Below are 19251 nucleotides of genomic sequence, written 5' to 3' on the forward strand. Positions count from 1 at the left end.
AGGCACATGAGGAGCGGCAATGGCAGCGAGAATGAAGTTCATCTGTGACACCGAGCGTTGCATCGACTGCAACGGCTGCGTCACGGCTTGCAAGAACGAACACGAGACGCCATGGGGAGTGAACCGGCGGCGCGTGGTCACCATCAACGACGGCCAGCCTGGCGAACAATACATGTCGGTGGCCTGCATGCACTGCACCGACGCGCCCTGCATGGCGGTGTGCCCGACAGATTGTTTCTATCACACGGTCGACGGCATCGTGCTGCATGACAAGGACAAGTGCATCGGCTGCGGCTACTGCTATCTCGCCTGCCCCTTCGGCGCGCCGCAATTTCCCGACACCGGCGCCTTCAATCATCGCGGCAAGATGGACAAATGCACCTTTTGCGCCGGCGGTCCCGAACCGGACAATTCCGAGATCGAATTCCAGAAGTACGGCCGCAACCGCATCAGCGAAGGCAAGCTGCCGCAGTGCGCGGAGCAGTGCGGCACCAAGGCGCTGCTCGGCGGCGATGCCAACATCATCGCCAGCATCTACAAGCAGCGGGTGGATACGCGCGGCTACGGTCCGGAACTGTGGGGCTGGGATATCGCCTATGAAAAGCGGCGCGACAATGGCGGCGGGGGCACCAGCAACGGCAGCAACGGCGTCAATCGCAACCACGATACCGGCGGCCCCGAAGGCCCGCGCACCAACCAGGTACCGGACAACTTCCAGAACAACCCGAGGAGGCTGCCCACATGAAGACGCTGACCACCGGACTGCGGCGCCGCGCAAGATGGCTGTGCGCCGCCGTGCTGCCGCTGCTGCTGACCGGCTGCCTGGAAGTCGAGCAGTATCCGCCGTGGCGGGAGGGCCAGTACGACGGCAAGCCCGACGACATGCCCCAGCGCAGTTACTTCCACAACGACCGGCTGTCATGGAATGCGGCGATCACCAACCGCAATCACCTGCAGAACGAGTATGAACGCACCCAGCCCTGACAACGAGCCTGACCGGAGCCTGACGATGTACTTTCCTCATTTCCGGCGGCGCCTGCCGCAGGCATTGATGCCGCTGCCGATGTTGTTACTGATGTTGCTGATGTTGCTGCTCGTTCTTCCGGCATCTGGCCTTGGCTCCGTTGCCCGGGCTGCGGTGCCGCATGAGAGCGCGCAGCCCGCCTACGCCGAAGAGCAAACCATCCTGCAGTCGGAAAAGGATGTGCCCGAACCCGGCTTCGGCTCGGCCAAGTCGGGCCGCAATCATTTCGACCGCCACTTCATCGTGCCGCCGGGCTTCATGCCGGAACAGGATGTGATCCTGCAGCGCGGCGGCAATACCTGGCGCAACCTGCGCAACGGCCCCATCGCATCGATTGCCGGCACCATTCTTCTCGTCGTGCCGCTGCTGATCTTCGGCTTCTATCGCGCCGTCGGGCCGGCGGCGGAAAGCGGCGGCGGCGGCGGACAGATCCAGCGCTTCACCAGCTGGGATCGGATCGTGCACTGGGCCACGGCGATCACCTTCATCATCCTGGCGGTATCGGGCGTGATTATCCTGTTCGGCAAGAACATCATCCTGCCCTGGCTGGGGCACAGCGCGTTCTACTGGGTTGCACTGCTTTCCAAGTATCTGCACAACTTCGTCGGGCCGCTGTTCATCGTCTGCTCGGTCCTGATGTTCTTCACCTTCCTGAACCGCAACATCTTCCGCCGCTGGGACTGGCAATGGATCAAGAAAGGCGGCGGCATGATCAAGCATGAGCATGTTCCCGCCGGCTTTTTCAATGCCGGCGAGAAGATCTGGTTCTGGGGCGGCGTAACCCTGCTCGGTCTGCTGATGTCGGTCACCGGGCTGATGCTGAACTTCCCCTACTTCAAGAGTATCGGCTCCAACTTCGGCCTGACCCGCTACCTTCTGCAGATGGCCGACTACCTGCACATCATCGGCGGCACCCTCTACATCGCTGCCGCGATGGGACATATCTATATCGGCACCTGGGGCACGCCCGGCGCCTATCATGCGATGCGCTACGGCACGGTCGACGAGGAATGGGCGCACTCGCATCACGAACTCTGGTACAACGAGCTGCGCGACCGGCATGCCGGAGCGCCCTCGCACGAGCCGCTGCCGCCGGGCGCGCCTTCCCATTCACGCAGCTAAGCGGACAAGACATGAATACACGCACATCCGCCGCGCGGCTTCTGGCAATTGCACTGGCGGTTATCGCAATCGCCGGCTGCGACAGGGGCGGTCCGGACACCGCCGACAACGGCGTCATGCAAACAAAATTTCCTGGCCAGGTATCGTCCGGCGGCGGCACCAGCGGCGCCATCATGGCGCAGGCCGCAGGCGGCAACAAGGCACGCCCGCCCAGCGGCACTCCCGGCATACCGCAGGGCGCCGGCGGCAATACCGGCGGCGCGGCCATGAGCAGTACAAGCATCCCAGCCAACACAGGCGAGGCGGGCGAGGGGGGCGGCATGGGTGGCGCAGGGGCTTCCGGTGCCAATGCCGGCCAGGAAGGCGTGCGCGGACAGACGCCCGGTGGCACCGGCGTGTCCGGAACGCCCGGCATCCCGGAAGGCTCGGGCGGCACGCCCAGCGGCGCGGAGATGGGCGGCACCACGAGCGGCGCGGCCGCGAGCCAGGCTGCGCCGCCCGGACCTGGAGGCGCGTCTCCCGCAGTGCCCGGGCAGGACAGCGCAAAGTAACCAGTAAGGAGCCTCGCCATGCCATTTGTCACAAGCCGTCTCGCCGCAGCATTCCTGCCCCTCCTGCTTGCAGTACCGGCGTTCGCCAAGCTGCCTGCGCTGACACCCGAGCAGCAGCAGGCCGCTGCCGCGAAAAAGGAGCAGGCGGCAGCCCAGGCCGAGAAGGAAAAAAAGGAACTGGCCGCCTCGATGGAAAAAATCGCATCCCGCTGGAGGGAGCGTGCCGCCGCCAATGGCTGGGAAACACATCCCCAGGTATCGACAGGCGGACAGGCGCCGGGCGGCGCCGGCAATCCTCCGCCTGCCTCACCCATCCGCAGCGAAAAGGCTGGAACCGCGCCGCCGAGTTCCGATGTCAAGGATCCTGAAAAGAAAGGCAAATGATGATGCGCTTTCCATCGACCTTCTTCGCTGCGGGCAACCGGCACGAATGGCATCGGAGAAGCGCATCATGCTGATGGCCAGCATGCCGGTGGCCGTCATCATGCAGCGTCGCATCGTCGAGCACCGCTGGGCCTCTTCGGTCAGCTGGTCGGTGGCCGGCGTCGTTGCCTGCCCGCCCGAACTGAGCGGCGTGCAGGCACTGCAATGGTCGGACAACCAGGAATCCTTTCTTCATCCCGGCCTGCAGCTCGAACTGCACCGCGACGAAGATGACGGTTACTTCGAAAATTGGGCCGCGCCCCAGCCCCGCATTTTCGTGATGTGGCAGATGAAGGAAGAACGCGCGGTGCCGGTCACCGTTTCGGTCAGCTACGGCGAAGGCACGCGCATGCTGGACTCGGGGGACTGCGCCGACGGCGTTGCCATGCCGCCGGATATCCATGCCTGGCTGACTGCCTATCTGCAGGCGCATTACCAGCCGAAGCCGCGGGGCAGACGTGGGCACGGGTGAGGCGATGCGGCTGGGATTGCCTGACGAAGATGCGCGCAGTCTGGTCTTTACAGTCGAAGCCTTATCCTTGTGAGACCACTCAGATACAGCATTTTTGCGTAACTGTTTGTTGTATTAAAACTCATTAAAAAATTGCATATGTTGCAATTTTAATATCTCTAAACTACGCTTGTTCGCAACTTACGTTCCTGTATGAGGCACAAGCATGTTTCAACTTCATTTTGAACTTAACGACCAAGCTTTGAGTGCATTAAAGCTGGGACCATTCAGCTATCCTGCCTTCTCCGGACTGGCTCCTCATGTCAACAAACGTCATGCCGGTTGTCTTGCCAACGCCGGCCCAGTTCCACCTGGCCTGTACTATATTCTCGACAGAGAATCGGGCGGATTGCTTGGCCCTTTGCGGGACCGCATTAGCAACCGGTCAGAATGGTTTGCGTTGTATGCGGTTGATCAGAAGATTGACGATTACACCTACTGCAATGAAGTTGAACGCGGCAACTTCAGACTTCACCCCAAGGGCCCTTCTGGGATTAGCAAGGGTTGCATCGTATTAGAAAAGCAGGTGGACTTCTTCCGACTACGTGCTTGTCTTGAGAGCGCAAGTCCAACCGCGATTCCCGGCTCGAAATTGAAAGCCTATGGCAAGCTTTGGGTCCGATAATGAACGCCTTCAAGTCGATTTTTATCGTGCTTTGCTGGATTGCTGCATCCATGTTTCTTACACATTGGTGGCTCGGCAATCCGGAACAACTACCACGTCTACCTTCTTTAGTATGGGAGCAGGTCGATAAGTTTTATCGATCAGCTAATGCTGAAGACGTAGCCGATTTGGAATTTCTTGTCTGTTTTTCGATATCTGCGGTGGTGGTCGGTCTGGCATTCCTCGCATGTCGCCGCCTGCTGCCCGGCTTTAACAGAAGAGATCAATAGTGGACAAGGCCAGGAGATCTAGCTTCGAGCTTGATGGCACCTTGAATACGCCAGGAGCTTTCGGACTTGCGCCAACCGGATGTTCCTTTGATGACGATTGCAAGCAAAAGAAGGCATTGTCGGGACTGGGCTTGAAAGTAAGAGTTATCAATGCTCAGATGGATTTGCTATGAGGACCGGCATTTGCATCCTTGCCATGCTGTTTCTGCATCACGTCCAGTCGTACGCATCTGGACCTCCCGCTTCAATAAAGAAAGAAGCACGAAAGCTTTATGGGATTGAGTATTCGCCGCGATTAATGGGTGAACTCATCGCGCCGGATATCAGCAACTGCACCTATGAAGGCGGGGGAATAATTCATCTCGATGGCGTTGATCACTACAACTGGGCAAAGGAGTACGTATATTGCAGCGGACATGTAGTGATACTGCTTTCGAAGAAGATAGACGATTCTCATAAGTATGGCATATGGCGCGTCGTCGACCTTCTGCCTCTGCCAAAGCTTGAACTCCTTAAAAATCTCCGCAACCCGGAACGGCCTGTTCTGTACTCATCGTTTGAGGGACTCTGCAGCGTCCAGGGCCGTTACGGCATGGACTTCATCGCGCTTCTCAGCTGGGGCAGGCGCGAACGCATCGACTGGAAAACTGGCGTCAGGCGGGCATGGACCTTTGATATCACCCAGGAGCGCATCGTTCCGCTGCCGACACGGCACATACAGTGCCAGTGGGAAGAGCCTTGAACTCATCAATGCGCATCATCCATCACCGGGCAGCGAAACGGTAACAATCCTTAACAAATTGGCTTAATTTCCTCCGAAACACTCCATCCATCCTCGCCTACAATCAACAGGCAGGTAGTGTAGCTGCGGCTCCGGCTGCGGCAGCTCGTCGGCGAGAGGGCCGGCGCGCCGGATGTCCCTGCAGCCATTGCCCGATTCAATCTTCCGACATGCTGCTTCTCCGACAGCGCGGCAGTGGCATGGCGCTCTTGCATGTCCGTGCGGCTGCCCCTCGCCGGGATGGCACCGTGTCGCCCAAGATAAGGTCATTGTCCGATGATGAGATTTACCAAGGCAGTTTACCTGTCGACGCTATGGATCGTACTGTCCCTGTCCTGCGCACTGCTTTGGATATCGTTTCCCGAACTGTGGCCGTATGTGCCGCTGCCATCGTGGAGCTGGACCGACCGGCTGCTCAGGTCGGCCGATCCGGATGACATCGCCGAATTGCAGCTCCTGATCAGCTTTGCAATCTGCTCAAGCGTCATGGCAGCAGGATTCGCCGCCATTGCCCTGATTCGCCTGAAATGCCGGCTGAATTCCAGCCTCGCCGAGACCCGGGAAATCTAATACTAATCCCAAGCCATTCCATTCCATTCCATGACTTGGGATTGGTATGAAGCGGCCTCCGCCATTCAAGGCGCAGGTACAGGCCCGCGGCAATCATGCGAAGCGGGTGATGTCCCGATGCCTGATGCGAACCGCCAGGATCACGACGCAATCGAATGCAGGGCGCGTACAACCATGGCGTATAAGCTCCGCTCAAGCATCCGTATCGATCTGCTGCACGCGGCCCTGCGTGATATCGCGCAGCAGGCCGCCAGCCAGCTCGGCATCGGCCGCAGGCAGCTGCACCGTCATGAGCACATCGTCGTCATGGCTGGCTTTCACCAGCGCATATTCCTGCTGCTCGATCCAGCGCCGTACGCGCGCCTCGTCGGCATACGGCAGCCGCAGCACGAGCAGAGACATCGGGACGTGCTCGATCAGTTGCGCCTGTTTGAGCGCCGCCGCCACCGCGTCGGTGTAGGCACGCACCAGGCCTCCGGCTCCCAGCTTGACGCCGCCGTAGTAGCGCACCACGGCGGCGACCACGCCGTCGAGGTCATGATGGCGCAAGACTTCCAGCATCGGCCTGCCGGCGGTGCCTGAAGGCTCGCCATCGTCCGACATGCCGGATTGTCCGCCGGCCATCAAGGCCCAGCAGACATGGGACGCGGCGCGATGCTGTTCACGCAGGCCCGCGACCAGGCACATTGCCGCTGCGCGGTCCTGGACCGGTGCGACGATGGCGATGAAACGGCTTTTCTTGATGTCCAGCTCTGACTGGACGGCCGCCGACAGGGAGTATGCAGGCACGCGGACTCGCGGTGTGAGGATGGAACGTTAAAAATTTTTGCAATACGGCGCTTATACCGCCTGGCTCCGCAGCCGCGCGATCGTTTCCATCAAGTGGTCGAACTTGACGGGCTTGACCAGATGGTCGTCGAAGCCCGCCGCCTGCGTGCGTTCGATATCGGCCGGCTTGCCATAGCCGGTCAGCGCGATCAGCGATGCCTTCGACGCTTCGGGCATCTGCCGCAGTTTTGCGGCCACCGTGGTGCCGTCCATGTCGGGCAGGCCAAGATCGAGGATGGCGATATCGGGCAGGAAGCTGGCGGCCATCGCCAGCGCATCCTTGCCGGTGTGGACCGTCATGACCTCGTGGCCGCTGATCCTGAGCAGTTCGGAAATGATCTCGGCCGCATCGTGATTGTCATCGACGACGAGGATGCGGTAAGCCAGTTTCCGGGGGTCCACCTCGGCGGTTGCGGCTTGCGGCGCGGCCGGCGCCGCTGCAAGCAGCGGCAGGCAGATTTCGAAACGGCTGCCTTGCCCGACGCCTTCGCTGTAGGCGGCAATGCTGCCGTTGTGCAGCTCCACCAGGGTTTTCGACAGCGACAGGCCGATGCCGAGTCCGTCCTTGACGCGGTCCGCGGAATGGCCGGCCTGGGCAAACATCGAGAAGATGGCGTCGAGTTCGTCGGGAGGAATGCCGATGCCGTTGTCGCGCACCTGTATGCAGACGACACCATCGCGCTTCTCGGCGCTCAGTGCGATCTCGCCGCCCTGGCCCGTGAACTTGGCGGCATTGTTGAGCACATTGCAGATGGTCTGCGACAGCCGCACGCCGTCTCCGTCGATCCAGATCTCGTCCTTCGGCAGCTCCGCCGACAGCTTGTGCCGGCGGCCTTCGATCATGGGACGCGCAGTCTCGATGGCGGCATCGATGATGCCGCGCAGCTCGACCGGCTGCTTCTGCAGGGACAGCTTGCCCTGGGAAATGCGGGCCACGTCGAGCAGGTCGTCGACCAGGCGCACCATGTGTTCGGTCTGCCGCAAAATGGTCTGGTGCGCGTTTTCATGCGCTTCGCGGTCGTTGGGATCGAGGCCGCGCATCAGTTCCACGGCGTTGCGGATCGGGCCGAGCGGATTGCGCAGTTCGTGCGCCAGTACGGCAAGGAATTCATCCTTGCGCCGGTCCACTTCCCTCAATTCGCGTTCGACATGGCTCAGGCGCAGCAGCGCGCGCACGTTGGCTACCAGTTCCTCCGGTTCGATCGGTTCGAACAGGTAGTTGTCGGCCCCGCCTTCGAGCGCGCGGATCTTGTCGGAGGTGCCGATGTAAGACGCCGACGTCTGCAGCACGAGGATGGTCTTGGTGTCGGTATTGTTCTTGAGCCGGCGACAGACTTCGAAGCCGTTGATGTCGGGCAGCTTGACGTCGAGCAGCACCAGCGCCGGCTTTTCGCCCATGGCTTTGCTGATGGCTTCGGCGCCGGTGGCGGCTTCGATCACACGGAAGCCGGCACGCGACAGGATGCGGCTCTTCGCATAGCGCGCCGCGTCGGTGTCGTCGACGTTGAGAATGACCGGATCTTGATCCATGGACGTCATGTCAGGTTTCATAAGGTTGCGTTCCGCTGCCGATCGTGCCGGTCGAAGGCTTCGCGGCATGCATGGTGAGGCGCAGGAGTTCGGCGATCAGCTCGTCGCGCAGGACCGGCTTGACGAAATAGGCATCCGCGCCCAGGGCAAGGCCCTTGGCGCGGTCATCGATTTCGGTCGCCACGACGACCGGGACTGTCTTTCGCGCGTCGTCGTTCTTGGTTTCCATCAGCCAGCGCCAGGTGTCCTCGCCGTTGAGGTTGATGTCGAGCACGATGGCGGCCGGGGAAAGCGTCGTCCAGATTTCTTCCGCCTCCCACAGGCTGCGCACCGGAATGGGACGGAAATTGGTGCCGCGCAGGTATTTTTCGTACAGCATCCTGGTCTGCTGGTGGTCTTCAATCACCAGGACCGGCAGGCGTTCGTCGTCGGCACCCGCGTCCGCGGCCGCAACCGGAGCGGCTATGCCGTCGGGCACCGCATCGTCCTGGCGGCACGTGATGGGAATGATTGCCGAGAATACCGAACCCTTGCCCGGTTCGCTTTCCAGTTCCACCCGTCCGCCGAGCAGTTCGGCCAGCTTGCGGCACAGCGGAAGGCCGAGTCCGGTTCCCTTGGCCCGGTGCTGCAATCGGTTCTCGACCTGGCCGAACTCCTCGAAGATGATCTGCTGGTGTTCGGACGCGATGCCGAGCCCGGTATCGGACACCGAAAACCGGATCGCTTCCGCATCGGGCAGGCGCGTCGCGCTGACGGCGATTTCGCCGGCTTCCGTGAATTTGATCGCGTTGGAAATGAAGTTGCGCAGAATCTGCGACACCTTCGCTTCGTCCGTGTAGAGCACCATGCCGTCACCGGGTTCTTCGAACACCAGCTTGACGGTGTCGGTCACCAGCAAGGGGCGCAGCATTCCGCGCAGCGCGCTGAACAATTCCGCGACGTCGAATTTCTTCGGCCGTACATCGACCTTGCCGGCTTCGATCTTCGCAAGGTCGAGCAGGTCATTGACCAGTTCGTTCAGGGATTCCGCACCCTTGAGAATGAAATTGACCTGCTTTTCCTGTTCCTCGGTGAGTTCGCCGTCGATCCGGTCCAGCAAGAGCTTGGACAATCCGCGAATGGAGCTCAGCGGAGTACGGAATTCATGGCTCATGTTGGACAGGAAGCGCGACTTCATTTCGTCGGCCCGGCGCAGGTGGTCGGCCTTTTCATCGAGTTCCGCATACAGCGCCACGACGCCGCGATTGGTGTCTTCCAGTTCCCGCGTCAGCCGCACCAGTTCCTCCTGGCGGGCGCGCAGCTCGGCCAGCGTGGCCAGCAGTTCGCGATTCTGCTGCTGCACTTCGCTCAGCGTGATATCGGGCGTATCGGACGCCAGCTGCGAACCGATCGCGCCGATGGAAGCCGGGGTAAGAACGGGCGCGCCGGGCGGCAGCAGCTTCTTGAGCGTGATGGAAGTGCCTTCGCCCTTCCGGCTGGAGATGTCGAACTGGTCCATCAGGCGGCGCGCGCCGATCAGCCCGAGCCCCATGCCGGTATCCGACTGGTAGCGTCCGGACAGGATCAGGTCGAGGTTGGAAATGCCTGGTCCCTGGTCTTCGATCAGTACGACCAGCACCTGCGGCGCGGTCTTGCCCTCGATGGAAAATTCGACGCGTCCGCGCCGCGCATAGTTGTACACGTTGCGGGCCAGCTCGGACACGGCGGTGGCGATGCGCACCTGGTCCTGGACGGCGAAGCCGCACAGCGCCGCCACCTGGCGCGCACGCTGGCGCGACATCACGACGTCGAGTTCGGTCTGGATGGCAGTGGTCAGGATTCGCATGGCATGCTCAATGCAAGGTTCTTTCACGCAATACCAGCACCGTAACATCATCGCGCCCGCGCGCAAAGTCGCGGTACAGCACGGCTGCTATCAGGCCGGGATGGGCCAGCGCCAGGCCGGGATACTGGTCAAGCTGCCAGCGGGTGCCGAGGCCGTCAGAATGCATGATCAGGGTGGTGCCCGGCAGCCACTCGAGGGAGAATTCCTGCACCTTGCGCATATTGCTACCGACGATGCCGTTGTGCGACACCAGCTGGCGGCGGGCGCTGGCATGCTGGGCTGACGCGGCAATATTGCCGACGCCGCAAAAGCGCAGCTCTTCTGCCCGGGTATCGATCCGTGCCACGGCGATCGCCGCGCCGCGCGTCGCCCGCAGCGCGGCATGGCTTTCCCAGAGCGCGGTTTCCGGCATGGCGTCGGGGTAAGCGGCAAGATAGTCGATGGCCGCTTCCGAAGCCTGCGCGGCCTGCACCCCGTGCCCGAGTCCGTCGGCGACCATGACGGTTGCCGTGGTCGGGTCCGAGGCGATGACCCAGGCATCGCCGCAAACCTCTTCGCCGGCAAGCGGCAGGCACACGCTGCCCGCCTGCCAGGTGCCGGCCTGCGCATCTTGCGGCCTGTTCCACAGGGCCATGTAGACCACCGTGCCGAGGCCGGCGCCGGTAAAGATGTCGAATTCGTCCGCCATCCTGCGCATGGCGCCGAGCCCGACGCCGTAGGTGCCGGAACTGGAGACCCCGTCCTGCATGTTGAGGCCGAGATTGACGATGCCCGCGCCCTTGTCCAGGGCGATGATCTCGACTCCGGCGGCATCGCCGCCGGTCAGCGGCCGCAGCAGTATCTCGCCATGCCCGGCATGCTTGAGGATGTTGGTGGCCGCTTCGGTGATGGCAATGGCCACCTTGCCGGTCAGGGTTTCGTCCAACCCTTGCTTGCGTGCAATATCGGATCCGCCGCGGCGCACCGCCGCGATCTGGCTGGCTTCGTCGATCGGGAAGACGGCCTGCCGTCCCCCGGAGCTTAGAAGGGTTTCCATTTAGTGATTCTCACGGTGGTACCCTGTCCCGGGGCGGTTTGCAGGTCGAATTCATCGGAAAGCCGCTTGGCGCCGCTCAGGCCCAGGCCCAGGCCGCCGCCGGTGGTATAGCCGTCCTTCAGCGCCAGCTCGACGTCGGGAATGCCCGGGCCGGTATCGATGAAGGCGAGGGAAAGCCCGCGCCGCGTTCCATTTGCAAGCTTGACAATATGCGATTCCCCGCCGCCGCCGTAGCGCAGCGTATTACGCGCCAGTTCGCTGGCTGCGGTGACCATCTTGGTCTGGTCGATCAGGCTGAAGCCGACCGCGATCAGCGCTTCCCGCACCGCCTGACGCAGACGCACCACGTCCTCGTCCGTGCGCAAGGGAACGACAACTGCCTCAGCATCTTTTGTACTTAACACATCTGCCTTTCCGAGCATGTTCCGGTTCCAGGAGGCCGCCAGGCCTCAATCTTCGTCGGAACGCTGAAGCAATTGGATGCCCTGTTCGACGTTGAGTGCCGTGCGCACTCCCTCGAGCGTCAGTCCGAGTTCGACCAGGGTGATGGCAACGGCCGGCTGCATGCCGACCACCACGGTGCGGGCATCGAGAATCTTGGCCATCGCCGCCGTGTTGCTGATCATCCTGCCGATGAAGGAATCGACGATGTCGAGCGCGGAAATGTCGATCAGCACGCCGTTGGCGCGATCCTTGACGATCCTGGCCGTCAGGTCATCCTGGAGCGTCATCGCCAGCCGGTCGTGCATGTCGACCTGGATGGTCACCAGCAGCAGCCGGCCCATCCGTAAAATCGGAATACGGTCCATCAGGGCCTCACTGCTTGCTGTTGCTAGGGGTGTTGGAGTCGGAATGCGTGATGATGGCACCGGTGCGCTTGAGCGCAATGACGAAGGCGTCGGCCAGCGTAGCCTTGGTCAGCACGTCTTCCAGATTCACGCCGAGGTGCACGATGGTCTGGGCGATCTGCGGGCGGATGCCGCTGATGATGCAGTCGGCGCCCATCAGGCGGGCGGCAGCGACCGTCTTGAGCAGATGCTGGGCCACCAGGGTGTCGACGGTCGGCACGCCGGTGATGTCGATGATCGCGATCGAGGCGCCGGTTTCGACGATCTTCTGCAGCAGGCTCTCCATCACCACCTGGGTGCGCGCGCTGTCGAGGGTGCCGATCAGGGGCAGCGCCAGCACGTTCTTCCACAATTGCACCACCGGGGTCGACAATTCCAGCAATTCCTGCTGCTGCCGCATGATGACCTGCTCGCGGCCCTTCTGGTATTCGGCAATGGTAAACAGGCCGAGCTGATCGAACAGCGCGCCGGTCTGTGCCGTTTCCTCGACCAGCACTTCAGGCTGGCCCGCCAAATCCGTGCGCAGCAGCGCGAACAGCGGCTCCTTGAGCGAGAACACGAAAGTCGCGGTTTCAATGGGCGAGAAGCCCTGGCGCACGCGGGTCAGCGAAATGTCGGAAAGCAGCGCCTTGACATCACCCCAGGCGGGAGCATTGATGTCATAGCTCTGCCCTTGGGAGACCGCGGCGGCGAGCAGGGAAAGGAAACGGGACGCCTGCTGCAACATTTCATTCTCTGACGACTTGTCGCGCCTGACCATGCGGGAGAGCATGCTGTTGACCCATCCGTTCAGAAGCTGCTCGCTGTTGGAGGTCAGAACTTTGGCCAAGTGTCCCGTTGTGATCGAACTCATTGATTCTCCCAAATGAATGGCTGGATGGTGGCTATTGTTATGATCAGTAATAAGCGCGCCAGGAAATACACCATCCCATGCATTTCCCTTATGCATCGCTTGAATCAACTGCGGCGGCAAGCTGCCAGACGACCGGATATTCTATCAGCTAGCGAAAAATTCGATGATCAAGTACGTAGTGATTTTGAGAAATATCGAAGAAGCCGGTGCCCTAGTGGGGTGAGTTGGAAATTTGTTGAAGGCAAATGTGGCGAAATCGTGTCGAGACAAGGAGAAAAGCGTAGCAAGGCCGAGGCCTTGCGAGCATTTTTGACGCAGTATCGGCGCGATTTTCGTCCGCATTTGACCAACAAATTTTTAACACGCACCACTAGGCCAAGGCGGCAATTTCGATGCTGGCGGCCGGCAGGTCACGCCGACTGGACAGGCTCGTCGAGCGCCAGCCGAGCCATGCGCAATATGCCTTCGTAGCTGCGCGCTGCGGCAATGAAGAGATTGTTGTGGCAGAACCCGGCATCTTCCACACCAGTCACGGCCGCAAGCTCCGCGCCCTGCAACCCGGCCCAAGACGCCGGCAGATCCTTGCGTGCTTCGAAGGTGTCCGCCGCCGCCGGTACAGTGTGCAGCATGTAGCGCTGCTCGGCGATGTTATGGCTGATGACGAACAGCACATTCGGCATTTCATTGCGCACCACCGTTACCCATGGCAGCGCGCTGTTCTTAATGAACAGCAAGCGTCCCTGCTCCAGGCGCTCGGCACTGCGTACCTGCTCCAGCGCAAGCAAACCGCTCACACGGTATTTGACCGCATTGACCAGGATATCCCTGATGAATTCCATTGCCCTGCGAAATTGCGCCAGCCGCAGTTCGTCGGCCGCCGCCGCGCTGGGCGCTGCCTGCTCATCGAGCCAGTTGGGATTGAAACCGGAGATCACGGCCGAGAGGCCGTAGCTTCCCGGCGCATTCTTCGCTGCACCGGTATCGGCCATGTCCAGATATTGCACCAGGTCGCCGTCGATGGCATAAGCGATCTGGCGCGCGCTGTCTTCCGACAGCGTGTAAGAGGCATGTCGCTGGGCAATGAGGGCCACGCAGCGCGGCCCATGCTCTTTCCATACCAGTCCCGCGCTCGCATAGACCACGCCTGATTCCCTCGCGCCGGCAAAGCCTTTCTGATGATGATCGAAGCGGCCGGCCTTGGGATCCCATACGCCGCCGACATCGACGGCGAAGTCGGCGCCGGCAATGATGTCCATGTTGCGGGTGCGGACCAGATTGCAGTTGGGGAACACCAGGTCGAGGACGGCGACGGCCCAGACGTCGTCGGCGTGAAATTTTCCGGAGTGGGTGGCGATTAGCATGGTCGATGAATTGATGTAATGAGCATTCATTTTATAGAAGAGGCCCTGGAACAGGCGTCAAGATGCACTAGTGTTGATATGACAGGCGGTTCGCTCGGGACCGGCATCCCGTTTTCCTGCTCCGACGTTAATTTACAAACTGAAACATATAAGTTGAACAATATTTCCACACGAAACGACCTTTAATTTAGAATCCCTTGCCAGGGAAGCGCACGCCGCCGCCGCGCATTTCAACAAGCCAGCTCGGAAGAGACTTATTCAAGATCGCTTCCTGCAAGCCAGCCACTAACCACAGATCAACAACAGCCGGTGACTAATGATCAGGAAGCGTCGACGCGTGTTCGCGTCGTTGAGCAATCTCAGGAATCTGCCAGCGGCACTGTTGCCCCGCCGCTCCTCGCTGCTGCGCGGTTCATCAAGCAACGAGTGCGCCGTGCATACAATGATCGAGCGTCCGTCTATCAGCTACCCGCTGGAAGACGCATGAACTAATTGCCCTGCCGTCACAAGCGTGCAGGATCGAAAGGAATAGGTGAGTTGTCATGGTTATCAAGCCTGCCGTCCCGGCAACACGCACACGAACGCGCAAAACTGCGGAGAGTTCGGCGTCGGCACCACCAGCGGCAAAGCCGCGCCTGAAAAAGCCATCGATTTCCGTCAGCGACCGCTTGATGCTGCAAAAGGCTCAGCAGCAGAAAGAGTTACTGGAAAGGGCAATGGCGGCATTCGAGTCGATTGCCCCGAACCGTGAACAGTTTGCCGAGCTGATCGGCGTCTCGAAGCGTGGTCTGGACAAATGGCTTTATCCCTACGTACCCGGCAAACCCAAGTCCGAGCAGGACTGCCGCGAAATGCCGGAGCCGGTGCGCCGGCTCTTGATCATCATGATGGAACAACCATCCGCGGTTCGACTCGTTCAGCGCCTGGCTAGGAAACATCATGATTCGGGGGAAGACAATTCGGTTGCTGCAAAAAAGAGCGTCAAACGGAAAACGAAAGATTGATTTCTTAAAAATGCAAGGTCAGACTATTTAATACCTCTTAATCTGATTATTAATTAGGCCGACTCAACACTGACCTCACGGCAACACCGTGTGAATCACAACGCGGGCGAACATAAAATTTTTCGAGGCGCGCCGTTTCCCTAAAAGAAACTATGGCCATGCACTTCAATTAAGATACATGATTGAAGATATTTCATTTACGAAAAATCATGCATCTTTGAAAGATGCTTGATTTACTTAAGGTAACCGCATACCCGGCTGCTCTCAGCTTTCTCGAAGCAAGACCCCAATGGGGTCGACAAATTTGATTAGGATCAAGGCGGCAGATACCCTACCGGATGAAAGTGGCAGCATTCCTAGATCAGGAGGAGCCCATGAAGTCCGAGATGTCCGGCCTGCTCGCTCTCGTTTTAATGTTCAGTGTGCTCGGTTGTTTAGCACAAGAAACAAAGGGAATGAAAGCTGCGCCTCCACCGAAGCCGGATGCCGCAGGCGCCGCCGGAACGCCGACCCCGGCTCCCGAACTTTCACCAGCGGAAGCCCGGAAAACCCTGCAGGAGCAATATGGCGGAGTGGTGATCGACAACACCATCACGGTGGCGGGCCAAGACTTCTTTCGCTCCTTCTCTTTCTTCTGGCGCGAGAAGCCGATGAATGAACGTTACGCGGTATCGATTCACGAACGCCCATCCGCAAGGCTGGGCAACCAAGTCTGGGTAGAGCACAACAATACACGGGTCTACCAGACCATACTGCCCACCTTGCGGGCGCAGATCAATTTGATAGCGGATATCGCTGCAGCCAACTCCTACCAGACCATTTCCGATCTGGAGGTTCAGCGACTATTGTTTAAGGATCCGGACCTCGGCGCCGACGAGTTTTAAATTAATGTATCTGAGCGATGTTCGACACCATGCGGATGAGCCCGGTCTGGCGTTTGGTTCCCGTCTTGGCGAAGATGGATTTGAGATGCGTCCTTGTGGTCTCCTTGCTGATACCGAGGTTGTCGGCGGCATGATCCAGCGTGTCAACCTGAACCATCTGTTCCAGCAGGCGCTGCTCGGCCGCCGACAGCGAAAATGCGGAAGCCACCAGCGGAATCCACGATGCCTGCTGCGCGCAGCGCTGGTGTGCGACCAGCAGGACCAGGGGCGCGCCCTCGTCATCGGTCATGTGAGCGGGAAGAGGGATTCCGATCACCAGCGAACCCGGGTGCTCGCCGTGGCCGGAGATCAGCAGCGAACCGGGAGAGCCGTCGCTGCCGTCGCAGAGATCCTTGATGAAGCCTTCCAAGTGTCTGGCATGATTGTCCTTATGTGAATTGCCGTTTAAAGCAGCATCCTTTTCATCGGCGGTATGTCCGTGCAGCCAGGACCGTCCACTTTCATTCGCATATACCGGCCGGGCGGCCTGATTGACGACGATGACGGGAACATTGAAGCGGTCAATGATTTTCTGGCCGAGGCAGGATGACCGTATCAGTGACCGCAGGCGCGCGCGAAGCCTGACTGCTCGCGGAAGCGGTCGAAGCAACTCTGCAAGTTCGCAGGACGCAACCGGGTTCCGGGATCTGTGCTGATCCTCGACGAGCACCAATACATGCGTGGTGCGCCTGCTTGCGAACAACGGGAACCAGCGCAGCTTTACACCGTGGCTGGTGAACTGTACATCGATCTCCGACGTACTGCATTGCGGATAGAAGGCGGGGTCCGTCCCGCTCTTCATCTGGCATACCGAACAGCATCGACGCGCAGCCTCGATGGCGCATGCGCTTGCACTGTGCTCCTGCAAGTGGGTCTCGAGATGTGCAGCTCCATAGCCATGGGTTTCCTTAACCGTCAGTAACTGGGTATCGTTATGCAATTGCATTATCGATACGGCATCGCATTGCAGGCATGCAGCGAAACCTTCAAGCGCTTCATGCCATGCAGCTTCATCATTCACACCCTCGTACAGCCGGGCGACGAGATGGGGATGGCTTAGCGCGGCCATGCAGTTCTCCTTATTCCCAATGGGGTATTCATATTTTCATAATGAATACCGGCGGATTTGATTAAGAACAAACGAATCACCCAAACTGGGGATGGCCTGACGACCGCAAGTTAAATACGATGCACCCATCGAGTCCTTAACCAGCACGGTGCATCCCATGAAAAAGAATGGCGATTTCCATAGCGTAGAGACGCGCAGCAAAATCATCACAATCCGCTCGATGACCGCATCAAACATGACTATTGTTCTCGCGGGCTTGGTCGCAAGCCTTGCCGCACCGGCAGGCAAGGCCACAGAGCTGATCTATACGCCGATCAATCCGGCGTTCGGCGGCAATCCGAACAACGGACCTGCGATGCTTGCTACCGCATCTGCGCAAAACAAGCACAAGGATCCGGAGGAGGAAGCAAGAAGAAACTTGAGCGAAACACCCCTTCAGAACTTTAATGAAACGTTGCAACGTTCGGTGCTGAGCAGGATTGCTTCAGCGGCAACCGGCCAGGTGCTGGACGCGGGCGGGCGGCTGATACCCGGCACGGTGGATTCGGCAAACTTCAGGATCAGCGTCAATGACATCGGCGGCGGTTCACTAGAGATCGTAACCACCGACAAGACGACAGGCGTCTCCACTTCCTTCCAGGTGTCCCAATGAAGCGCATTGCCGCATCTGTCATTTTCATGTCGGTGTTGATGGTGGGCTGCACCACCATGCAACCGCCGCAAGAAGTCAATAACAAGGCGGTGCTGTCTCCTCCCACGCCGACCACGCGCGATCTGCTGCGCCTGCCGGAACCCAAAGGGCGCGTTACGGCGGCCGTCTACACGATCCGGGATCAGACCGGCCAATACAAGGCTGCTCCCGACAGTTCCTTCTCGACGGCTGTCACGCAAGGTGCCAGCGGGCTACTGGTGAAGGCGCTCAAGGATTCCGGATGGTTCGCTCCGGTAGAGAGAGAGGGGCTGCAGAACCTGCTCACCGAACGAAAGATCGTCCGCGCGCTGGAAGTGCCGGGAGAAAAGCAGGCTGCGCCTATTACGCTCCCGCCGCTCGCATCCGCGACCGTCCTCATCGAAGGCGGCATCGTTGCCTATGAGACTAACGTTCGTACCGGCGGCGCGGGTGCGCGGTATCTCGGAGTCGGCTTGTCGGACCGCTACCGCATGGATCAGGTAACGGTCAACCTGCGCAGCGTGGATATTCGCAACGGCCGCATCCTCAATAGCATCTCGACGACCAAGACTATTTATTCATATGAAGTCAGTGCAGGTGTCTTTCGCTTCGTGAATTTCAAGGAACTGCTTGAGCTCGAAGCCGGCATCACGCGCAACGAACCGGTGCAACTGTGCGTGCGGGAAGCGATCGAGAGCGCTGTCGTGCACCTGACGGTGCAGGGTATTAAGGACCGCGTCTGGGCGCTTAAGAATGACGAGGACTGGAAGTCTCCAATCATCCAGGCCTATCTCCGCGCCGACCAGCAGAACAGCATAGAGAGCGAACAATGACGAAGCTTATCTTGCTGCTGATGCTTTGCATCTGGACTGCCGGCGCGGGTGCGCAGGACATGGGAAGCGGCGATATCGACCTCGGCAGCGGCGGCTACGCTGCCAGCATCAGCCAGACCGGCAGCGGCCACAATGCCGTCATCGATCAGATTGGCGCTTCGGCAGCATCGGTGATTCAGCAAGGATCGTCGAACACCGCGACGGTCAGGCAGGAGGGCGGTGGCAACACGGCGCGGATCTCGCAAAGCGGAAGCGGCAACGAAGTACTGGCGGACCAGAGCGGCGGAGGCAATCTCCTGACCGTAGGCCAGACCGGATCGAGCAACAGGGTGCAGGCCACTCAAACCGGCGGAGCGACCGCAACCGTCCAGCAGACAGGCGGCAGCAACCTCGTTATCGTCGACACCCTCGTCAACGGCGGCGCCATCGGAGTGACGCAGATAGGAAGCGGGGCGACCGTGACGGCAACGCAGTTTTAAGTTTCAACAAGAAGAATTCCAGCGCGGCGCCCACAAGGCTCGTCCGCACTGGCGGCGGACATCGGACAACGGTGTCCGTGTTCACGGCGATCGTCTGCGGACATCGCTTTTATAAA

The 19251-nt window shown here is 60.1% G+C and carries 24 protein-coding genes; 15 read left to right on the forward strand and 9 right to left on the reverse strand.

Annotated elements, in window-relative coordinates; all coding sequences use genetic code 11:
• Positions 1-31: 31 nt before the first annotated feature.
• From fdh3B to RY831_RS01800, 10 genes are all read left to right on the forward strand, one after another.
• Positions 32-745 (forward strand): formate dehydrogenase FDH3 subunit beta, encoded by a 714-nt coding sequence (fdh3B, locus tag RY831_RS01755; protein ID WP_437126193.1) that lies wholly within the window; start codon positions 32-34, stop codon positions 743-745.
• On the forward strand, positions 742-984 hold the full coding sequence (locus tag RY831_RS01760) for a hypothetical protein (protein WP_326504609.1): 243 nt from the start codon (positions 742-744) through the stop codon (positions 982-984). The genes fdh3B and RY831_RS01760 overlap by 4 nt, the downstream gene beginning before the upstream one ends.
• A complete protein-coding gene (locus RY831_RS01765; protein ID WP_326504610.1) occupies positions 965-2146 on the forward strand; it encodes a formate dehydrogenase subunit gamma in 1182 nt (393 codons plus the stop codon). Before RY831_RS01760 ends, RY831_RS01765 begins: the two co-directional genes overlap by 20 nt.
• An 11-nt stretch (positions 2147-2157) precedes the next feature.
• Positions 2158-2697 (forward strand): hypothetical protein, encoded by a 540-nt coding sequence (locus tag RY831_RS01770; RefSeq protein ID WP_326504611.1) that lies wholly within the window; start codon positions 2158-2160, stop codon positions 2695-2697.
• 18 nt (positions 2698-2715) lie between these two features.
• Positions 2716-3081 carry a hypothetical protein gene (locus tag RY831_RS01775; protein WP_326504612.1) on the forward strand — a complete coding sequence of 122 codons (366 nt, stop codon included), beginning with the start codon at positions 2716-2718 and terminating at the stop codon, positions 3079-3081.
• Between the two features lie 46 nt (positions 3082-3127).
• Positions 3128-3592 carry a DUF3305 domain-containing protein gene (locus RY831_RS01780; protein ID WP_326504613.1) on the forward strand — a complete coding sequence of 155 codons (465 nt, stop codon included), beginning with the start codon at positions 3128-3130 and terminating at the stop codon, positions 3590-3592.
• Positions 3593-3797: 205 nt separating this feature from the next.
• Complete coding sequence (locus tag RY831_RS01785; RefSeq protein ID WP_326504614.1) at positions 3798-4256, forward strand: DUF2778 domain-containing protein; 459 nt, start codon at positions 3798-3800, stop codon at positions 4254-4256.
• Positions 4256-4525, forward strand: coding sequence for a hypothetical protein (locus tag RY831_RS01790; RefSeq protein WP_326504615.1), 270 nt, complete (start codon positions 4256-4258; stop codon positions 4523-4525). Before RY831_RS01785 ends, RY831_RS01790 begins: the two co-directional genes overlap by 1 nt.
• Positions 4526-4694: 169 nt before the next feature.
• Complete coding sequence (locus RY831_RS01795; protein WP_326504616.1) at positions 4695-5267, forward strand: hypothetical protein; 573 nt, start codon at positions 4695-4697, stop codon at positions 5265-5267.
• Between the two features lie 315 nt (positions 5268-5582).
• Positions 5583-5876 (forward strand): hypothetical protein, encoded by a 294-nt coding sequence (locus RY831_RS01800; RefSeq protein WP_326504617.1) that lies wholly within the window; start codon positions 5583-5585, stop codon positions 5874-5876.
• Between the two features lie 192 nt (positions 5877-6068).
• Here the strand turns inward: RY831_RS01800 and RY831_RS01805 are convergent, their stop codons facing one another.
• The 8 genes from RY831_RS01805 to RY831_RS01840 all read right to left on the reverse strand — a co-directional run bounded on the left by RY831_RS01805 (position 6069) and on the right by RY831_RS01840 (position 14187).
• Positions 6069-6665, reverse strand: coding sequence for an IMPACT family protein (locus RY831_RS01805; protein ID WP_326504618.1), 597 nt, complete (start codon positions 6663-6665; stop codon positions 6069-6071).
• 51 nt (positions 6666-6716) lie between these two features.
• Positions 6717-8243 carry a response regulator gene (locus tag RY831_RS01810; RefSeq protein WP_326504619.1) on the reverse strand — a complete coding sequence of 509 codons (1527 nt, stop codon included), beginning with the start codon at positions 8241-8243 and terminating at the stop codon, positions 6717-6719.
• 1 nt (position 8244) lies between these two features.
• Positions 8245-10059 (reverse strand): ATP-binding protein, encoded by a 1815-nt coding sequence (locus RY831_RS01815; RefSeq protein ID WP_326504620.1) that lies wholly within the window; start codon positions 10057-10059, stop codon positions 8245-8247.
• A 7-nt stretch (positions 10060-10066) separates the two neighbouring features.
• On the reverse strand, positions 10067-11095 hold the full coding sequence (locus RY831_RS01820; protein ID WP_326504621.1) for an ATP-binding protein: 1029 nt from the start codon (positions 11093-11095) through the stop codon (positions 10067-10069).
• Positions 11080-11517 (reverse strand): anti-sigma regulatory factor, encoded by a 438-nt coding sequence (locus RY831_RS01825; RefSeq protein WP_326504622.1) that lies wholly within the window; start codon positions 11515-11517, stop codon positions 11080-11082. The genes RY831_RS01820 and RY831_RS01825 overlap by 16 nt, the downstream gene beginning before the upstream one ends.
• Before the next feature lie 27 nt (positions 11518-11544).
• Complete coding sequence (locus RY831_RS01830) at positions 11545-11904, reverse strand: STAS domain-containing protein (RefSeq protein WP_326504623.1); 360 nt, start codon at positions 11902-11904, stop codon at positions 11545-11547.
• A gap of 7 nt (positions 11905-11911) precedes the next feature.
• Positions 11912-12796, reverse strand: coding sequence for an STAS domain-containing protein (locus RY831_RS01835; protein ID WP_326504624.1), 885 nt, complete (start codon positions 12794-12796; stop codon positions 11912-11914).
• A 410-nt stretch (positions 12797-13206) separates the two neighbouring features.
• Positions 13207-14187, reverse strand: coding sequence for an MYG1 family protein (locus RY831_RS01840; protein WP_326504625.1), 981 nt, complete (start codon positions 14185-14187; stop codon positions 13207-13209).
• Positions 14188-14699: 512 nt separating this feature from the next.
• Between RY831_RS01840 and RY831_RS01845 the strand changes: the two genes are divergently transcribed.
• Positions 14700-15161: a hypothetical protein gene (locus RY831_RS01845; RefSeq protein ID WP_326504626.1), complete on the forward strand. Its 462-nt coding sequence runs from the start codon at positions 14700-14702 to the stop codon at positions 15159-15161.
• Between the two features lie 374 nt (positions 15162-15535).
• Positions 15536-16045 carry a CsgE family curli-type amyloid fiber assembly protein gene (locus RY831_RS01850; RefSeq protein ID WP_326504627.1) on the forward strand — a complete coding sequence of 170 codons (510 nt, stop codon included), beginning with the start codon at positions 15536-15538 and terminating at the stop codon, positions 16043-16045.
• Position 16046: 1 nt separating this feature from the next.
• Here the strand turns inward: RY831_RS01850 and RY831_RS01855 are convergent, their stop codons facing one another.
• On the reverse strand, positions 16047-17153 hold the full coding sequence (locus RY831_RS01855) for a helix-turn-helix transcriptional regulator (RefSeq protein ID WP_326504628.1): 1107 nt from the start codon (positions 17151-17153) through the stop codon (positions 16047-16049).
• Between the two features lie 157 nt (positions 17154-17310).
• Here RY831_RS01855 and RY831_RS01860 point away from each other — a divergent pair, with 157 nt between their 5' ends.
• From RY831_RS01860 to RY831_RS01870, 3 genes are read left to right on the forward strand one after another with little or no spacing between them, the layout of a single operon-like run.
• Positions 17311-17805, forward strand: a complete 495-nt coding sequence (locus tag RY831_RS01860; protein ID WP_326504629.1) for a curli assembly protein CsgF — start codon at positions 17311-17313, stop codon at positions 17803-17805.
• Positions 17802-18656, forward strand: a complete 855-nt coding sequence (locus tag RY831_RS01865) for a CsgG/HfaB family protein (protein WP_326504630.1) — start codon at positions 17802-17804, stop codon at positions 18654-18656. The genes RY831_RS01860 and RY831_RS01865 overlap by 4 nt, the downstream gene beginning before the upstream one ends.
• Positions 18653-19135, forward strand: a complete 483-nt coding sequence (locus tag RY831_RS01870) for a hypothetical protein (RefSeq protein ID WP_326504631.1) — start codon at positions 18653-18655, stop codon at positions 19133-19135. Before RY831_RS01865 ends, RY831_RS01870 begins: the two co-directional genes overlap by 4 nt.
• The last annotated feature ends 116 nt before the right edge of the window (positions 19136-19251 follow it).

Origin of the sequence: Noviherbaspirillum album, assembly GCF_035916955.1 — a bacterium.
Taxonomy (GTDB): Bacteria; Pseudomonadota; Gammaproteobacteria; order Burkholderiales; family Burkholderiaceae_D; genus Noviherbaspirillum; species Noviherbaspirillum album.

Excerpts from the sequence above, each read along its gene's own strand:
- RY831_RS01785 (WP_326504614.1), top strand. The coding sequence starts at position 3,798 with ATGTTTCAACTTCATTTTGAACTTAACGACCAAGCTTTGAGTGCATTA.
- RY831_RS01800 (WP_326504617.1), top strand. The coding sequence starts at position 5,583 with ATGATGAGATTTACCAAGGCAGTTTACCTGTCGACGCTATGGATCGTA.
- RY831_RS01765 (WP_326504610.1), top strand. The coding sequence starts at position 965 with ATGAACGCACCCAGCCCTGACAACGAGCCTGACCGGAGCCTGACGATG.
- RY831_RS01820 (WP_326504621.1), bottom strand. The coding sequence starts at position 11,095 with ATGGAAACCCTTCTAAGCTCCGGGGGACGGCAGGCCGTCTTCCCGATC.
- RY831_RS01825 (WP_326504622.1), bottom strand. The coding sequence starts at position 11,517 with ATGCTCGGAAAGGCAGATGTGTTAAGTACAAAAGATGCTGAGGCAGTT.
- fdh3B (WP_437126193.1), top strand. The coding sequence starts at position 32 with ATGAAGTTCATCTGTGACACCGAGCGTTGCATCGACTGCAACGGCTGC.
- RY831_RS01830 (WP_326504623.1), bottom strand. The coding sequence starts at position 11,904 with ATGGACCGTATTCCGATTTTACGGATGGGCCGGCTGCTGCTGGTGACC.
- RY831_RS01780 (WP_326504613.1), top strand. The coding sequence starts at position 3,128 with ATGGCATCGGAGAAGCGCATCATGCTGATGGCCAGCATGCCGGTGGCC.
- RY831_RS01860 (WP_326504629.1), top strand. The coding sequence starts at position 17,311 with ATGAAAAAGAATGGCGATTTCCATAGCGTAGAGACGCGCAGCAAAATC.
- RY831_RS01770 (WP_326504611.1), top strand. The coding sequence starts at position 2,158 with ATGAATACACGCACATCCGCCGCGCGGCTTCTGGCAATTGCACTGGCG.
- RY831_RS01775 (WP_326504612.1), top strand. The coding sequence starts at position 2,716 with ATGCCATTTGTCACAAGCCGTCTCGCCGCAGCATTCCTGCCCCTCCTG.
- RY831_RS01790 (WP_326504615.1), top strand. The coding sequence starts at position 4,256 with ATGAACGCCTTCAAGTCGATTTTTATCGTGCTTTGCTGGATTGCTGCA.
- RY831_RS01855 (WP_326504628.1), bottom strand. The coding sequence starts at position 17,153 with ATGGCCGCGCTAAGCCATCCCCATCTCGTCGCCCGGCTGTACGAGGGT.
- RY831_RS01845 (WP_326504626.1), top strand. The coding sequence starts at position 14,700 with ATGGTTATCAAGCCTGCCGTCCCGGCAACACGCACACGAACGCGCAAA.
- RY831_RS01840 (WP_326504625.1), bottom strand. The coding sequence starts at position 14,187 with ATGAATGCTCATTACATCAATTCATCGACCATGCTAATCGCCACCCAC.
- RY831_RS01795 (WP_326504616.1), top strand. The coding sequence starts at position 4,695 with ATGAGGACCGGCATTTGCATCCTTGCCATGCTGTTTCTGCATCACGTC.
- RY831_RS01815 (WP_326504620.1), bottom strand. The coding sequence starts at position 10,059 with ATGCGAATCCTGACCACTGCCATCCAGACCGAACTCGACGTCGTGATG.
- RY831_RS01810 (WP_326504619.1), bottom strand. The coding sequence starts at position 8,243 with ATGACGTCCATGGATCAAGATCCGGTCATTCTCAACGTCGACGACACC.
- RY831_RS01850 (WP_326504627.1), top strand. The coding sequence starts at position 15,536 with ATGAAGTCCGAGATGTCCGGCCTGCTCGCTCTCGTTTTAATGTTCAGT.
- RY831_RS01865 (WP_326504630.1), top strand. The coding sequence starts at position 17,802 with ATGAAGCGCATTGCCGCATCTGTCATTTTCATGTCGGTGTTGATGGTG.
- RY831_RS01835 (WP_326504624.1), bottom strand. The coding sequence starts at position 12,796 with ATGAGTTCGATCACAACGGGACACTTGGCCAAAGTTCTGACCTCCAAC.
- RY831_RS01870 (WP_326504631.1), top strand. The coding sequence starts at position 18,653 with ATGACGAAGCTTATCTTGCTGCTGATGCTTTGCATCTGGACTGCCGGC.
- RY831_RS01760 (WP_326504609.1), top strand. The coding sequence starts at position 742 with ATGAAGACGCTGACCACCGGACTGCGGCGCCGCGCAAGATGGCTGTGC.